A 15,373-nucleotide genomic window follows, 5' to 3' on the forward strand; every position below is an offset into this window, starting at 1 on the left:
ACGCATGACGACGGCGTTACGGAGCGGAGAAACGTCTGTGACACTCCGCCCCGTCCCAGGCCGATATCGACGCGCTAGCTGCCCCAGTGAGCCGGCGGTGAGAGGCGGTGCGGCAGCGTGGTGTCCGCACTACCCCGGGCGGCCGCGATCTGTGGCTGCGTCACATACAGTGCGGTCGAAAGGTCTGCGCCCTCGATCCGGGCATCCCGCAGGTCGGCGCCGAGGAGATCGACACCGGCCAGGGTGCTTCCCCGCAGATCTGCCGCGATCAGACACGCGCCTCTGAGGTCGGCGCCGCACAGGCTGTGCGCGCGCAGGTCTCTGCCCGCCAGGTCGGCACCCGGATATGCGTCGGGCACGGTCGCTCGTGCGTCCGCCCGATACCCGGCGCGCACCTCTTCGCTGACCTGCCGGAGTGCCAGGGCGACGCGGGCATGCAGTGCGTTCACATCCGTCCTCAACAGCGCATCGATCGTCCCGCGCGCCGTGCGTGCGACGAGTTCGGCGAGATGCAGCGCCGCTCGCGCTGCGTCGGGATCGAAGGTGCGTGCCCGCGCCTCCGCGAGGTGCCAGAGCATCTCGTGTAGTTGCCGCACGACCGCGAACGCGGCAAACATCGTGCGGCGCTCCTGCGAGTCCCGATCCGGCTCGGTGCCGTGGAAGAGGCGTTGGGAGACCGCTTGACCGGCGCCGAAGCAGTCGAAGGCCGCACAACCGCGGAACCCTCTGGCGTGCAACGTCCTGTGGATTCCACACGAATGGTCGGGCTCGAGGTTCGGGCACGGTACGCCGGCAGGTTTGTCGATGGGAAAGTCCGCCGATCTCGAGAATCCGAAAGCGTTACAGCACAGCGCGAAACAGTTCGAACAGTCGGCTTCTAGTTCCGAGGAGAGGGGGATGGTGACGGGCATGGGTGCTCCAGAAGGTGATGTGGGTGCGAATCGGGGAGCGGGGAACCAACGTCCGGTTCCCGGTCGAAACACACGGAATCACCACACCGCGGAGAGGCGACGAGAAGTCGTCGCGGTGGGTTCGGCTCACAGAGACAGCATGCGTATCACTTCCGACACCGTAACAAGCGCTGAGGCGGACCATCAAGACGCGCGAGGAGTCGGTCACGCGTTCTCACTCGCACACCTCTAGCGCATTTCACCGGCGCCCGCGTAGGGGTGCAGACTCGCCAAGGGCTTGCCCTCCTCGAATCGCGAAAACCGGAAGTCGTCGCCGTCCACCTCGGGCGTGCCGGAAATGCCGTCGAGCAGGAGATCAGCGGCCAATCGCCCGACGGAGGGAGAGATCTTGTAACCGTGGCCACTGAAGCCGACGAGCAGGAACAGGCCGGGAGCGGGGGACGGGCCGATGATCGGATTGTAGTCGGGTGTGACGTCGTAACAACCGGCGTAGGACGACGCCAGTCGCGGGTCGGGCATGTGGGGGAGCAGGCGATCCAGTTTGCCGATCGCGGCGGCGACGACGTGGTCGCCGGCGCGGTTGGAGTAGGTGTCCGGATCGGCCCACTCGGGGGTCGAGTGGTCGCTGTTGCCGACGAGCAGGTCGCCGTTCGGCTCGCGCCTGAGGTACTGCAGGTTCACCAGATCCGAGAATGTGGGCACATCCGGTGTGGGGGTTCCCTGGTCGACGAGCAGAATCGACTCGCGTTGCACGCGTACGGGGACCTCGATGCCGGCGGTGGCGCCGAGCGTCGGAGACCATGCTCCCGTCGCGAGCACCACTGTGTCCGCGTGGATTTCGGATCCGTCGGCGAGAACGACACCGTAGACTTCGCCGTTCCCGCGCTGCAGAAGGGCGGTGACCTCGGCCGCCTGCCGGATTCGGACCCCGAGGCGTCGTGCCTGCGCGGCGTAGGCCATACCCGTCATATACGCGTCGCCGTGCCCTCCGAGGGGTTCGTAGGCGAACGCCGCGAAATCGTCGAGGGCGATACCGGGCCATATGTGCGCGACCTCGTCGGCGTCGAGCGACTCCACGGGTATACCCAGATCGCGGTGCATCTCGGTGTTGGCGGTCATGGGTGCGACGTTGTTCGCGCCCACTCCCACGATGTACCCGGTCTGCCGGAAGCCGATGTCCGTACCGAAGATCTCCTCGGCAGCCGAGAAGACCTGAACCCCGTGCCAGGCCATCGCCGCGAGCGATCGCACACCGTAGTGGCAGCGGACGATCCCGCTCGATTTTCCGGTCATGCCGGAACACAGCGTGTGTCGCTCGAGAACGAGGACGTCGGATTCACCGCGTTCGGCAAGTGACCAGGCTGCGGCCAGTCCCTCGAGTCCGCCACCGACGATCACTACACGGGTGCTCTTTGTCATCGGTCCTCCACAATCGTGTTTCTTAATGAGAGACAGTGTTGCATACGAAGAAACGTAACGACCCGTCGGCGTGTGACGTGAACGTAAAATATTGGCCCGGTAGCGTCGATGCTGTGAGCGTGACTGTGCGTCCGGCGACGAAGACCGATGTCCCTGCCGGCGCAACTGTGCTGGCGGATGCGTTCTTCGACGACCCGGTGATGGCGTGGATGTGGCCCGACGAAGGGCGTCGTGAGCACGGGCTACGACGGTATTTCGCTGCCGAAGCCCGATTTCATTCCGTGCCGGTCGGCGGTGCCGACATTGCGGAGAGGGACGAAATCGTGGGCGGTGCCGCATTGTGGGGCCCCCCGGTGCATGGAAGCCGACGGTATGGCAGTCGCTTCGCATGTGGCCCCGGCTCGCGGTCGCACTCGGCAGTCACCCGCGCGCCGGAATCGCCGTCAGCGCAGCACTCGAGGCCGTTCATCCCGCCGAACCGCACTGCGACGCACGCGCCGGCCTATCTCGAACCCAGCAAGGAAGTGAACATCGGCTACTACGAACGCTTCGGATTCGAGGTCACCCGCGAGATCGTGATTCCCCGCGGCGGGCCCACCCTCTGGGCCATGTGGCGGAATCCGCGCTGAGCGACAGGGGACTCGACCGCGCTGTCACAAGCTCCACTTCCGGAGGAACTCGTCGCGACCCGTGGAGCCCGGTACGAGACGGGGGACGGGAACCGGACGTCGCTGGGAGCGCCACCACGCTGTTGTGGCGTGCGACCGCAGGACTTCGACAGTGCGAGCGATGGCTTCGGGGTCGCGCAATTCGCGACGCGCGTCGGGGTTTTCGATGTAGTGCTCGACGGCTGCGTCGATGATCTCGGGTGCGATCCTGAAAGGCCGGCGGTCGACACGTACAACCACCACCTCTCCGTCGGTGGATGAGCGGAGTGTGGTGACCGTGTTGTCGATGCCTCTCCACAGGCGGGGAACTCGGGAGGAAAGAACTGCACAGTGGTGGGGCCTGAGCCAGACGAGAAGATATTTCCAGTGCGTGTTGGCCTGGATGATCGACAGGCTGTCCCAAGGTATCCACGCGTCGAAAGCGTAACCCCGGAGGTGGATTCCGTCGTGGCGGACGGCGATGTAACCGGGGCGGATGCGTCCGAGCAGGATCAGTGCACCGACGCCTGCTTGGTAGCCGCAGGTGACGAACAGAACGAGTGCCCATGTGCCGAGGTCGAAATCCCCGTCGTCGGGATACCGGGAGGGACCCGACTCGGCGGTTCTCACCAGGAACACCACCATGGCAGTGACAGCCGGGAGTGCTACGAACAGGGAAAGGTTGAACAGCAACCGAGATCTTTGGAGCAGGAGAGCCGGTACGCCTTCGTCCGTCCCGACGACGATGTCGGAACGGCGGGTTCGAGGGCTGTGCATGAGCACGAAGCAGATCACGCCGACGCCAGTGAGGATCCCGAACGCAATTGCAGCGCCGAGCGAATCGGCGAAGAAGGACGGACCGGGTTCGAACCTGTACGTATCGCGATCCGCCGATCCTTGCCAGAGGGCGGAAAACAAAGCGGCGTTGCCGAAAACCATGACGGCGTTGCCGACCAGAAAGAGGACGTAGGTTCTGAGAATTCCGTACACCCTCCGCCGGCCCGAGCCGTCATCCAGTGGTACCTCTTCAATTGCCATCGGTAAGCCCACCTCGCACGGCTCTGCCGAGATCTCCCAACGCATCTATTGCTTCGCGCGCTTCTCGGAGTCCCGCATCGAGCGTGCTGAGAATTGTCGCGGAGGAATCCTCGTAGAGGTGGTCGACGCTGCCGGCAGTCATGATGCCGACTGCTGTTCCCGCGAGTGCACCGGTGAGTGTGCCCGCCACGGGAAAGGTCGACCCTAAAATAGCTCCCGCCGCGATCGATGCCGCGAGCCCGGCCGAATTCGACACCACAGCCTGCTCGAGAGGCTCACCGGCGAAGTAGTCGATTCCCGCACCCGCGACGAGGCCCAGTGCGCCTGTCCCCACGGCCAGCCTCGTCGGGATGGGCGCCAGATTCGTATGCTTCGCGAGCGTGGCAGCGAGATCGTCGGTGGATGCCTTCGCCTGTCCGAACAGACGCCGCACCTCGTCGTACGGGGTACCCGGTGCGAGGTCGATTACCGCTTGCATGGACCGCGTCGAATGGTGGAGAAACGCCGTAGCTCTCTTGTCCAGCTGATCGACATGTCGGCTCAGTTCTGCAGTGAGGTAGTCGAATCCGGTTGTGGTGGTGAACAGTGCGGCCCACGCGGCACTTGTCCACCGATGGGTGACTCCCGCGATATCGCGTGCCCACCGGCGGTGCACATCTGTCGCGGCATCCGCCAACTCGTCATAGATTCGGAGCAGAGACTCGTCCGAATACGGACCCGGATCGCCGATGGTGTTGCACACGACCGGGAGTCCGGCACTCGCCGCGCGGTCGCGAATATCCGACATATCCGCGAGAGCCGAAGCGAGCGCAACCGACAGCGTGTCGAAATCGTCCGCAGCGGAGAGCGTCCTCGCGTGAAACTCGTCGACGACCCGCACGATCCGCGATGCCTCGCGCAGGTACCGGTCGGACGCCTCTCCCTCCCATGCGTCATCGGCGATGCGGCGGGCTTCTTCGGCATTGTCCCCGGCCGCAGCGAGGGCGGCCGCGAGGTGGCAGCGGATCAAGTGCCCGACGCGCGAGATATCGGCGGGATCGCCGTCGATGTAGGTATCGATCGGCACGGCTCACTCGCCCTGATCGGGCCATGCAGTGACGATTCGCTCGGCGGTGCCGGCGTCACTGTCGCGGTACGCCTCGGCGCAGGAGCTGAGCATGCCCGCAGCGATACCGAGCGTGTGCACGAGACCTGCGACATCCCCGACGGCCCGCCCGAGTACGCCGACAAGCGCGCCGGTGGCCGCGCCTGCCTGCACTGTGTCGGGAAGCGGGTCGACTGCGGCCGCCACAACACGGGCGGAGTCTTCGTATCGCGCTGCGGCGCGGAGTAGTTCGTTCGGATCGACGTGCAGGCTCAACGCGTCGCCTGCCGGCGCGGCGTGCTCCCGTTACCCGGTCGTCGGCCTTCGCCGCCGTACAACGCTCGGCCACATGGACTTTGCAGAAGTGGTGACACTGCATGCGACGGTAAGGTCACGACGATCCCCCCTGATCGGTCGGCGACGCCGGACCCCCCGGTCGGCGACATCGGCGACAGGGTATCAAGATCGAATCGGTTGTGCGATGCGGGCGCAGCGACTACGCCCCGTGACTACGGCGGTCAGGCACCCTGCCACACGGTGTCGAACGGCGTGTGCCCCGACACCCGGCCCTTGATGCCCTTGGTGACGAAGTCCTTCGCATTCTGCACCGCGCGAGTGACGTCGGTGCCTTTCGCGATTTCCGCGGTGATCGCGGCGGCGAGAGTGCACCCGGCGCCGGAGACCCGCTCGCTGCCGATCTTGGGTGCCGACAGCAGCGTCACCTCCCGGCCGTCGAACAGCACGTCGACCGCGTCGTCACCGGCGAGTTCGACACCGCCCTTCGCGACGACGTACTGCGGTCCGAGATCGTGGATGCGGCGCGCGGCTTCGACCAGGTCGTCGACCGAGTCGATGCTGTCCATGCCGGACAGGGTGCGGGCCTCGAAGAGGTTGGGGGTCACCACGGTGGCGTGGGGGAGTATCTGGGTGCGCAGCGCGTTGTCGGTGTCGAGTGCCGCGCCGGGTTCCTGCCCTTTGCAGATCAGGACCGGGTCGAGCACGACGTGCCGCCAGTTCTTCTTGCCCAGCGCGTCCGCGACCACGTCGATCGTCGCCGGAGTTCCGAGCATGCCGATCTTCACGACGTCGAGGTCGTGGGCCGCCGTCGCAGCCTGAATCTGGTCGGCGATGACCTGCGGGTCGATCGGTACGAATCGGTGACCCCAGTTGTTCCCGGGGTCGAACGACACGATGCAGGTGATGGCACCGACCCCGTACACGCCGAGTTGCTGGAACGTCTTGAGGTCCACCTGCAGCCCGGCACCGCCGGTGGCTTCCGATCCGGCAATGACGAAGGCGAGATCGACCACGATGAGTTCTCCGTTCGGCTGGGATGATCGCGGATGCATCAGCGATCGTGTAGCAGGCGTCCCAGCCTAACAACCGGGACTACGGAGCCCGCAGGGGTCATCGGGCGAAACGCCCGGTGTGTACGGTCCTCGTCCGGCAGCATGGAGGCATGTGACGGCGTAGGCGAGGGACGATGACACGCTTCTTCGGAGTGATGCTGGTACTGGTGGCAGTCGTCGCTGCCGGTTTCTATTTCGCCTTGCGCGGCCTCTCCGACTCCGATTCGACACGGACCGTCGAAGACACCCGGGTGCTCCTCGACGGCACTCCCACCACGTGCGGTGAACTGCTCGGCGCACCGTGCAGCGTGGCGATGCAGACCACGTACAACCGGATCGCGCCCCGACTCGACGGCTTCGTGCGCGGAGCCGATCTCGGTCCGTGGGCCGCAACGCTCGACTCGGATGAGACGGCCGCCCTCGTCGTCGAAGCGTGCAGCCTGATCGGTCAGCCGGGGCAGACGCAACTCGAATTCGTCGACCTTGCCCGCGTCCGGCACCCGGAAGCGGGAAGCCCGGAGCTGTTCCCCTTCTGGAATCGTGCGCGTGAGGGTCTGTGCCCGCCTCCGGCCTGACACACCCGCAGGGCGCGTCCCCGACGTTAGGGTTTCGGGCATGACCGCCTTCGACGATCTCGACGACTACCTTGCGCTGCCGCGTGCCACGAGCCTCGTGATGTCGCCCGACGGCACCCGCCTGGTACTCGCGCAATCGGTGCTCGACGAGAAGGCCACGGCGTACACCGGGGCACTGTGGGAAATCGATCCCGCAGGCCACGAACCCGCCCGCCGGCTGACGCACGGCGTGACGGGCGAATCGAACCCGACGTTCACAGCCGACGGCGACCTGCTGTTCATCGCCTCCCGGGGGGACGGCGACCCGGCGTCACTGTGGAGCCTCCCCGCAGCCGGAGGCGAAGCCACACCCGTGGCCACACGCAAGGGCGGCGTCGCGACGGTCCACGCCGCGGCATCCGCAGATCGCATCGTCGCCACCGCGAGCGTGTTCGGGCACCGGGACAGCGACGACGAACGTATTCGCACCGCACGCGACGACGCGAAGGTGACCGCGACCCTGCACACCGGATATCCCGTCCGCTACTGGGATCACGATCTCGGACCCGACCGCCCGCATCTGCTGACCGTGTGGGAACGCGGAGACCTGGTCGACCTGACACCCGGCATCCGCGGTGCTCTGCGCGACGCGCAACTCGACGTGGCCGCCACCGGGTCGTTCGCCGTGTCGACCTGGGTCGTATCCGGCCCGCGCGCATCCCGTCGGACCACTCTCGTGCGGATCGACCTCGCTACCGGACTTCGCACGCCGCTCGTCGACGATCCCACCGGGGACGCGCTCCACCCCGTCGTGTCACCGGACGAAACCCGGCTCGCCTTCCTGCACGAGACGGCGGGCGATCCCGACACGCCCCTGAAGACGACGGTGCGCATACTCGACCTCACGGACGGCACCACCACCGTCGCGGCACCCGGATGGGACCGGTGGCCCACCTCGATCGCATGGCTACCCGACGGGTCCGGACTCGTCCTCACCGCAGACGACCACGGACGCGCCCCCATCTTCGTACTCCGCTCGGGAGCCGACCGCCCCGACGCTCTCACCGGCGGGGACGAGGCCTACACCGACGTGCGTGTCGCACCCGACGGCACTGCTCTGTACGCGCTGCGGGCCTCGTATCGCATGCCGCCGCACCCCGTCCGCATCGCCCTGACCGGACCCGACGCGGGCACCGTGACCCCGTTGCGAGCCCCCGCGGACCTACCGGAGCTTCCCGGTAGGCACACCGAGATCACCACGACCGCCGCGGACGGAACCCCGCTGCGCGGCTGGTTGGCAATGCCCCACGGCGCAAGCGACGGGTCACCGGTCCCACTGCTGCTGTGGATTCACGGTGGACCGCTGGGGAGTTGGAACACCTGGTCGTGGCGATGGAACCCGTGGCTGATGGTCGCGCGCGGATACGCCGTGTTGCTCCCGGATCCCGCACTGTCCACCGGGTACGGCGAAGAGTTCGTCCTGCGAGGCTGGGGCCGGTGGGGAGCCGAACCGTACACCGACCTCATGGCGATCACCGACGAGGCCGTCGCGCGACCCGACATCGACGCCGACCGCACCGCGGCGATGGGCGGATCGTTCGGCGGCTACATGGCGAACTGGGTGGCCGGGCACACCGATCGGTTCCGCGCGATCGTCACCCACGCGGGTTTGTGGGCGCTCGACCAGTTCACGCCGACCACCGACGTCGCCTGGTACTGGCAGCGGGAGATGACTCCCGAGATGGCCGTGGAGAACTCTCCGCACCTGTTCGTCGCCGACATCGTCACGCCGATGCTGGTCATTCATGGTGACAAGGACTATCGCGTGCCCATCGGAGAGGCGCTACGGCTCTGGTACGAGTTGCTCGACGAGTCGGGGCTGCCCGCGGAGGACGACGGGACCACGGTGCACCGGTTCCTGTACTTCCCGTCCGAGAACCATTGGGTCCTCAGCCCCCAGCACGCCAAGCTCTGGTACCGGGTGGTCGAGGCGTTCCTGTCCGAGCACGTGCTGGGCCGGCCGGTCGAACTACCGGAGCTGCTGGGCTGAGGGCCGTTCCCGTGCGGGCACCGGCGGCGGTCCGGGATACGGCAGCGGCCGACAGCCCGTGTCCAGGCGGTTTGTGCTCGACGCTTACGATTGCCTGGTGACCAGTGCGCCAGAGAACCCCCAGAATCCCGCAGATGCCCTCCCCAAGAGCTGGGACCCCAGCGCTGTCGAGGCCGAGCTCTATCAGGGGTGGGTGGACGCCGGTTACTTCGAGGCGGACCCGGGAAGCGACAAGCCCGGCTACTCCATCGTGCTCCCGCCCCCGAACGTCACGGGCAGCCTGCACATGGGTCACGCGCTCGACCACACCCTGATGGACGCGCTGACCCGCCGCAAGCGCATGCAGGGCTGTGAGGTGCTCTGGCTCCCCGGTATGGACCACGCGGGCATCGCGACCCAGACCGTGGTGGAGAAGCAACTCGCCGTCGACGGCAAGACGAAGGAAGACTTCGGCCGCGAACTGTTCATCGACAAGGTGTGGGAGTGGAAGCGCGAATCCGGCGGCACCATCCAGGGGCAGATGCGACGTATCGGCGACGGCGTCGACTGGTCGCGTGATCGCTTCACGATGGACGAGGGTCTTTCCCGCGCCGTGCAGACGATCTTCAAGCGCATGTACGACGACGGCCTGATCTACCGTGCCGAGCGCCTGGTCAACTGGTCACCGGTGCTGCAGACGGCGATCTCCGACATCGAGGTCAAGTTCGAGGAGGTCGAAGGCGAACTCGTGTCGCTGCGCTACGGCTCGCTCGACGACGCCGAGCCGCACGTCATCGTCGCCACCACCCGTGTCGAGACGATGCTCGGTGACACCGCGGTCGCGGTGCATCCCGAAGACGAGCGCTACAAGCACCTTGTGGGAACCACGATCTACCACCCGATCACGGGACGCCAGATCCCGGTGATCGCCGACGCGTACGTCGATCCCGAGTTCGGCACCGGCGCTGTGAAGATCACCCCCGCGCACGATCCCAACGACTTCGAGATGGGTCTGCGGCACAACCTGCCGATGCCCACCATCATGGACAAGACCGGCAAGATCGCAGACAGCGGAACACGTTTCGACGGGATGGACCGTTTCGAAGCACGTGTGAAGATCCGTGAGGAACTCGCCGAACAGGGCCGCGTCGTCGCCGAGAAGCGTCCGTACGTCCACAGCGTCGGCCATTCCGAGCGGTCCGGCGAGACCATCGAGCCGCGCCTGTCGATGCAGTGGTGGGTGAAGGTCGACAAGCTTGCCGAAACCGCCGGCGACGCAGTGCGCAACGGCGACATGGTCATTCATCCCAAGAGCCAGGAACCGCGCTGGTTCGCCTGGGTCGACAACATGCACGACTGGTGCATCTCGCGGCAGTTGTGGTGGGGTCATCGCATCCCGATCTGGTACGGCCCCGACGGCGAAGTGCAATGCTTCGGCCCGGACGAAACCGCACCCGAAGGCTGGGAGCAGGATCCCGACGTCCTCGACACCTGGTTCTCCTCCGGACTGTGGCCGTTCTCGACGATGGGCTGGCCCGACAAGACGCCCGAACTCGAAAAGTTCTATCCCACCAGCGTTCTCGTCACCGGCTACGACATCCTGTTCTTCTGGGTCGCCCGCATGATGATGTTCGGTACCTACGTCGCCGACGACGACGCGGTGAACGGCGGCAAGGTGCCGTTCAAGGATTTGTTCCTGCACGGACTGGTCCGCGACCAGTTCGGCAAGAAGATGTCGAAGTCGCGTGGCAACGGCATCGACCCGCTGGACTGGGTGGACCGCTTCGGCGCCGACGCACTGCGCTTCACCCTCGCGCGCGGCGCGAACCCGGGTGCCGACCTCTCCGTCGGCGAGGACCACGCACAGTCCTCCCGGAACTTCGCCAACAAGCTGTTCAACGCCACCAAGTTCGCGCTCATGAACGGCGCCGTGGTGAGCGAGATCCCGGCCCGCGACGACCTCACCGACGCCGACCGGTGGATCCTCGACCGGCTCGACCAGGTGCGCGCCGAGGTCGACGAGGCCTTCGAGAAGTTCGAATTCTCCAAGGCGTGCGAGGCGCTGTACCACTTCGCGTGGGACGAAGTGTGCGACTGGTACCTCGAGCTCGCCAAGGTGCAGTTCGCGGACGGTGACGTCAGGAGCGCGCACACCAAGGCCGTGCTCGGAACCGTGCTCGACCAGTTGCTGCGGATGCTGCACCCGGTCATCCCGTTCGTCACCGAAACGCTCTGGAAGGTGCTCACCGGCGGCGAGTCGCTGGTGATCGCATCCTGGCCGGTCGCGAGTGGCGTGCCCGCCGATGCGGACGCCCTGCGCCGCGTCGAGGACATGCAGAAGCTCATCACGGAGATCCGCCGGTTCCGCAGCGACCAGGGCCTCAAGCCGTCGCAGAAGGTCGCGGCCCGGCTCGAGGGGATCGACGGTGCCGACCTCGTCGCCCAGGTTCCCGCGGTGCGGTCACTGGCGCGTCTCACCGATCCCGAGGACGGATTCGCAGCGACGGCGTCCATCGAGGTCCGTCTGTCCCGCGCGACCGTCACCGTCGAGCTCGACACCTCCGGCAGTATCGATATCGGAGCCGAAATCGCACGTCTGCGTAAGGATCTCGCCGCGGCGGAGAAGGATCTCGCGGCGACCTCCGGCAAGCTGTCCAACGATGCGTTCCTGGCGAAGGCGCCCGAACCGGTCGTTGCGAAGATCCGCGCGCGCAAGCAGGTCGCCGAGGAAGAGATCGCTCGCATCGACGCGCGACTGAAGGAGTTGGGCCAGGCGTGACCACCGATAATTCCGGGGGACCGTCCCCGGTCGACGTCGCCGAACTGGCGCGGGGGGGGGGGCGCGGCCCCCCCCCCCCCCCCCGGGCCCGAGACCAAGATCGAACCGTCGCTGGCGCGTATCGCGGCGCTGATGGACATTCTCGGCTCGCCGCAGAACAACTATCCGTCCATCCACGTGGCGGGCACCAACGGCAAAACCTCCGTCGCCCGGATGATCGACGCCCTGCTGACCCGGATGCATCATCGCGTGGGCCGCACCACGAGTCCGCACCTGCAACTCGCGACGGAGCGCATCAGTATCGACGGCGCGCCGGTGTCACCGCGCACCTATGTCGACACCTACCGCGACATCGAACCGTATGTGCGCATGGTCGACGAGCAATCCGAGGCGGCCGGCGGACCGAAGATGAGCAAGTTCGAGGTGACCACCGCGATGGCGTTCGCGGCGTTCGCGGACGCACCGGTCGACGTCGCAGTCGTGGAGGTGGGCCTCGGGGGACGCTGGGACGCGACCAACGTGGTCACCGGTCAGGTCGCGGTGATCACCCCGATCGGAATCGACCACACCGGATACCTCGGTGAGACGCTCACCGAGATCGCGGGGGAGAAGGCCGGAATCATCAAGAAGGCCCGGGGCGACGACCTGGTCCCGCGCGACACGGTCGCCGTCATCGCGCAACAGGAGCCCGAAGCGATGGACGTCCTGCTCCGGCAGACCGTCGAAGCGGATGCGGCCGTTGCTCGTGAAGGCTCCGAGTTCGCGGTGGCGCGGCGTGCCGTGGCCGTCGGAGGTCAGCAACTCGACCTCCAGGGGCTCGGCGGTGTCTACACCGACATCTTCCTGCCGCTCCACGGCGAGCACCAGGCGCACAACGCCGTGGTGGCCTTGGCTGCCGTCGAAGCGTTCTTCGGCGCCGGCCCGCAGAAGCAACTCGACGTCGACGCGGTGCGCGAGGCCTTCGCCTCGGTCGTCAATCCCGGACGCCTCGAGCGCGTGCGCAACGCTCCGACCGTCTTCCTCGATGCAGCCCACAACCCGCACGGCGCGAAGGCGCTCGCGGCCGCGCTCGCCGACGAGTTCGACTTCCGCAAACTCGTCGGCGTGGTCAGCGTCATGGCCGACAAGGATGTGGCAGGTCTCATCGAGGCGCTCGAACCGGTCTTCGACGAAATCGTCGTCACCCATAACGGCTCGCCCCGGGCGATGGACGTCGAGGATCTCGCGAATATCGCTGTCGCGCGGTTCGGCGACGAACGGGTCGTCACCGCGGAGACACTGCCCGACGCGATCGAGACCGCGATCGCGATTGCCGAGGAAGTCGGCGAACCCGGTGAGGCAGTATCGGGTGCGGGCGTCGTGGTGACCGGCTCGGTGGTGACCGCAGGTGCTGCCCGCAGTCTGTTCGGAAAGGAACCCGCGTGACCAACCAGAACCCGGCGGAACCGGAGTTCGGACCGCCGACCAAGGACCCCTGGAAGGGTTTCCGGGGTGTGATGGCCGGAACCCTCGTTCTCGAAGCGATCGTCGTACTGCTGGTGCTGCCGGTGATCGCGACCCTCGGCGGCGGCCTGACCGCGCTGTCGGGCGGGTACGTCGTCGGACTCGCGGTGCTCATGATCCTCGGGGCAGGGGTGCAGGGACGCTCGTGGGCGATTCCGTTCAACCTCACGCTGCAGGCTCTCGTCCTGCTCGGATTCCTCATCGACCCCGCGCTCGGCGCGGTCGGCGTGCTCTTCGGTGTGGTCTGGGCATACCTGCTCTACCTGCGGAAAGACATCAAGGATCGTGAATCGAGGGGTCTGCTACCGGGCCAGCGAGGCTGACCTCTACGCTTGTCGCGTGACTGAGCGCACCCTTGTACTGATCAAGCCCGACGGCGTTGCCCGCCGTCACGTCGGAGAAATCCTGTCGCGCATCGAGCGCAAGGGGCTGGACATCGTGGCTCTCGAGCTCCGTGTCGCCCCTGTCGAGGTCGCGGCGGCCCACTATGCGGAGCACGAGGGCAAGCCCTTCTACGACTCGCTGATCGAGTTCATCACCGGTGGCCCCCTCGTGGCCGCGGTGCTCGAGGGCCCGCGCGCGATCGCGGCGTTCCGTCAGCTCGCCGGCGGAACCGATCCGGTGGAGAAGGCCGTTCCGGGCTCGATCCGGGGCGATCTCGGCCTCGATCCGGGTGAGAACCTCGTCCACGGATCCGACTCCGCCGAGTCGGCCGAACGCGAGATCGCACTGTGGTTCCCGGCCCTCGCCGGTAACTAGTCCACCCACGGTGGCGGCCGTTCTGCTGGCGCCCCGGTGTCGTGCGGAAACCGTCCGCGACGACACGAATCAACGTTCCCGATATCGACCGACGGCGCCCCGCGGGGCGCCGTTGGCGTATCCGCGCACGCCTGTGTGGGATACTGGGGAAGGTTGCACCGTGCGAAACCCGTCCGGGGCGACCGAACGACATCACGGATCGATGCCCGACATCGCTGTGGCCGAGGACGAAGGAACCACCTCGCTCCGCGACATGCTGGATGTTCCGGCGCTCGAACCGCGATCAAGCCAGGCATCGCTCGGCCGTGCAGTGATAACGGGCACCGGACGGCCGTGTGATGCGAGACCGGATGATCTCGCGCCCCCAGGCGCGGGCATACAAGCAGCGCCCTCGCGTGGCCGCTCACATCGCACGAGTCGGTGATGGACGCGCCCGGGGGCTTAGGAGACTTACGTGGCCGATCAAGAGCCGCCGGAGAACAATTCCATCGAATCCGCGGACGTCGTCGCCGACGGCACCGAGGTACCGAACCTGCCCGCGAAAATTCGCGTGCACGCGCTCGCCAAGATGCTGGGACTCACCAGCAAGCAGGTGATCGCAAAGGCCACCGAACTCGGGACTGCGCTCAGCAGTGCGCACGCAACGCTGCACCGCGACGCCGCCCGAGAGGTGTACGCCGCACTGAGCGGCGCTTCCGAGCCTGCCGCTCCGGTCGCTCCTGAGGGACGCACCGAGGCTCAGGCACCCGAGACCCAGGCACCCGAGGCCCAGGAACCCGAGGCTCCGGCCGCCGAGGCGCCGGGCGACACAACCCTCGCGCACACCGAAGAGCCGGTGCTCTCCCCGGAGCCGAAGGTCGCGGACAAGGACGAGCCCGTCCAGGAGACGTCGATCGGTGGACCCACCGGTCTGTTCACATCCCCGGAACAGCACACCCCGTTGTTCGCGCCGCCGGAGCCGGTAGCCGACACGGTCGCCGCACCGCTGTTCCTCCAACCGGTCGCACCCGCGCCTGCGGACGAGGACGCCGACGACGAACCGGTCCGTCCGCGCCGCCGCCGCGCCCGCCGAGGCGCAGCGGCGAAGGACATCGACGAGCAGACCGTCGAGAAGAACGCAGAGAAGACCGCAGAGAAGACTTCCGGGAAAGCACCCGAGACCACGTCCGACAAGGTCGCCGGAGCCGAGGCGCCGGCCGAGCAGGTCGACGAGGCGCCCGCCCGCGATACGGGCTCCGACGGCGGGCGGGGGCCCGGCCCGGCGCGCCCCCCACCGCTGGCGCGCAACCCCCCCCCCCCCC

General features: G+C 67.1%; 14 protein-coding genes. 8 read left to right on the forward strand and 6 right to left on the reverse strand.

Annotation, left to right across the window (positions count from 1 at the left end; all coding sequences use genetic code 11):
* Positions 1–74 precede the first annotated feature (74 nt).
* Together TVH25_RS03365 and TVH25_RS03370 are read right to left on the reverse strand one after the other, a co-directional pair.
* Complete coding sequence (locus TVH25_RS03365; RefSeq protein ID WP_169653227.1) at positions 75–617, reverse strand: pentapeptide repeat-containing protein; 543 nt, start codon at positions 615–617, stop codon at positions 75–77.
* Between the two features lie 522 nt (positions 618–1,139).
* Positions 1,140–2,330, reverse strand: coding sequence for an NAD(P)/FAD-dependent oxidoreductase (locus TVH25_RS03370; protein ID WP_422423354.1), 1,191 nt, complete (start codon positions 2,328–2,330; stop codon positions 1,140–1,142).
* A 113-nt stretch (positions 2,331–2,443) separates the two neighbouring features.
* Here TVH25_RS03370 and TVH25_RS03375 point away from each other — a divergent pair, with 113 nt between their 5' ends.
* Positions 2,444–2,959 carry a GNAT family N-acetyltransferase gene (locus TVH25_RS03375; protein WP_422423355.1) on the forward strand — a complete coding sequence of 172 codons (516 nt, stop codon included), beginning with the start codon at positions 2,444–2,446 and terminating at the stop codon, positions 2,957–2,959.
* Between the two features lie 24 nt (positions 2,960–2,983).
* On the opposite strand, the gene TVH25_RS03380 is transcribed toward TVH25_RS03375, so the two are convergent.
* The 4 genes from TVH25_RS03380 to thiD form a co-directional block, all read right to left on the reverse strand.
* Entirely contained in the window at positions 2,984–4,015 is a 1,032-nt protein-coding gene (locus TVH25_RS03380) for a hypothetical protein (RefSeq protein WP_422423356.1), read from the reverse strand.
* Positions 4,005–5,081: a hypothetical protein gene (locus TVH25_RS03385; RefSeq protein WP_422423357.1), complete on the reverse strand. Its 1,077-nt coding sequence runs from the start codon at positions 5,079–5,081 to the stop codon at positions 4,005–4,007. The genes TVH25_RS03380 and TVH25_RS03385 overlap by 11 nt, the downstream gene beginning before the upstream one ends.
* Before the next feature lie 3 nt (positions 5,082–5,084).
* Positions 5,085–5,375 (reverse strand): hypothetical protein, encoded by a 291-nt coding sequence (locus tag TVH25_RS03390; protein WP_169620496.1) that lies wholly within the window; start codon positions 5,373–5,375, stop codon positions 5,085–5,087.
* A 242-nt stretch (positions 5,376–5,617) separates the two neighbouring features.
* Entirely contained in the window at positions 5,618–6,409 is a 792-nt protein-coding gene (thiD, locus tag TVH25_RS03395; RefSeq protein WP_169620711.1) for a bifunctional hydroxymethylpyrimidine kinase/phosphomethylpyrimidine kinase, read from the reverse strand.
* A 173-nt stretch (positions 6,410–6,582) separates the two neighbouring features.
* Here thiD and TVH25_RS03400 point away from each other — a divergent pair, with 173 nt between their 5' ends.
* The 7 genes from TVH25_RS03400 to TVH25_RS03430 all read left to right on the forward strand — a co-directional run.
* The gene (locus tag TVH25_RS03400; RefSeq protein ID WP_169652452.1) at positions 6,583–7,023 is read left to right on the forward strand and encodes a hypothetical protein; all 441 of its coding nucleotides are present in this window, start codon (positions 6,583–6,585) and stop codon (positions 7,021–7,023) included.
* 40 nt (positions 7,024–7,063) lie between these two features.
* The gene (locus tag TVH25_RS03405; RefSeq protein WP_422423358.1) at positions 7,064–9,052 is read left to right on the forward strand and encodes a S9 family peptidase; all 1,989 of its coding nucleotides are present in this window, start codon (positions 7,064–7,066) and stop codon (positions 9,050–9,052) included.
* 94 nt (positions 9,053–9,146) lie between these two features.
* A complete protein-coding gene (locus tag TVH25_RS03410; RefSeq protein WP_206036802.1) occupies positions 9,147–11,810 on the forward strand; it encodes a valine--tRNA ligase in 2,664 nt (887 codons plus the stop codon).
* A gap of 6 nt (positions 11,811–11,816) precedes the next feature.
* Positions 11,817–13,235, forward strand: coding sequence for a bifunctional tetrahydrofolate synthase/dihydrofolate synthase (gene folC, locus TVH25_RS03415; RefSeq protein ID WP_422423360.1), 1,419 nt, complete (start codon positions 11,817–11,819; stop codon positions 13,233–13,235).
* 71 nt (positions 13,236–13,306) lie between these two features.
* The gene (locus TVH25_RS03420) at positions 13,307–13,636 is read left to right on the forward strand and encodes a DUF4233 domain-containing protein (RefSeq protein WP_169620712.1); all 330 of its coding nucleotides are present in this window, start codon (positions 13,307–13,309) and stop codon (positions 13,634–13,636) included.
* A 16-nt stretch (positions 13,637–13,652) separates the two neighbouring features.
* Complete coding sequence (gene ndk / locus TVH25_RS03425; protein WP_169620501.1) at positions 13,653–14,072, forward strand: nucleoside-diphosphate kinase; 420 nt, start codon at positions 13,653–13,655, stop codon at positions 14,070–14,072.
* 454 nt (positions 14,073–14,526) lie between these two features.
* The coding region (locus tag TVH25_RS03430; RefSeq protein ID WP_422423359.1) for a translation initiation factor IF-2 N-terminal domain-containing protein at positions 14,527–15,373 on the forward strand (847 nt) is incomplete at its 3' end.

It is taken from the genome of Rhodococcus sp. 7Tela_A2 (assembly GCF_049311045.1).
In the GTDB taxonomy this organism is placed as follows: Bacteria; Actinomycetota; Actinomycetes; order Mycobacteriales; family Mycobacteriaceae; genus Rhodococcus.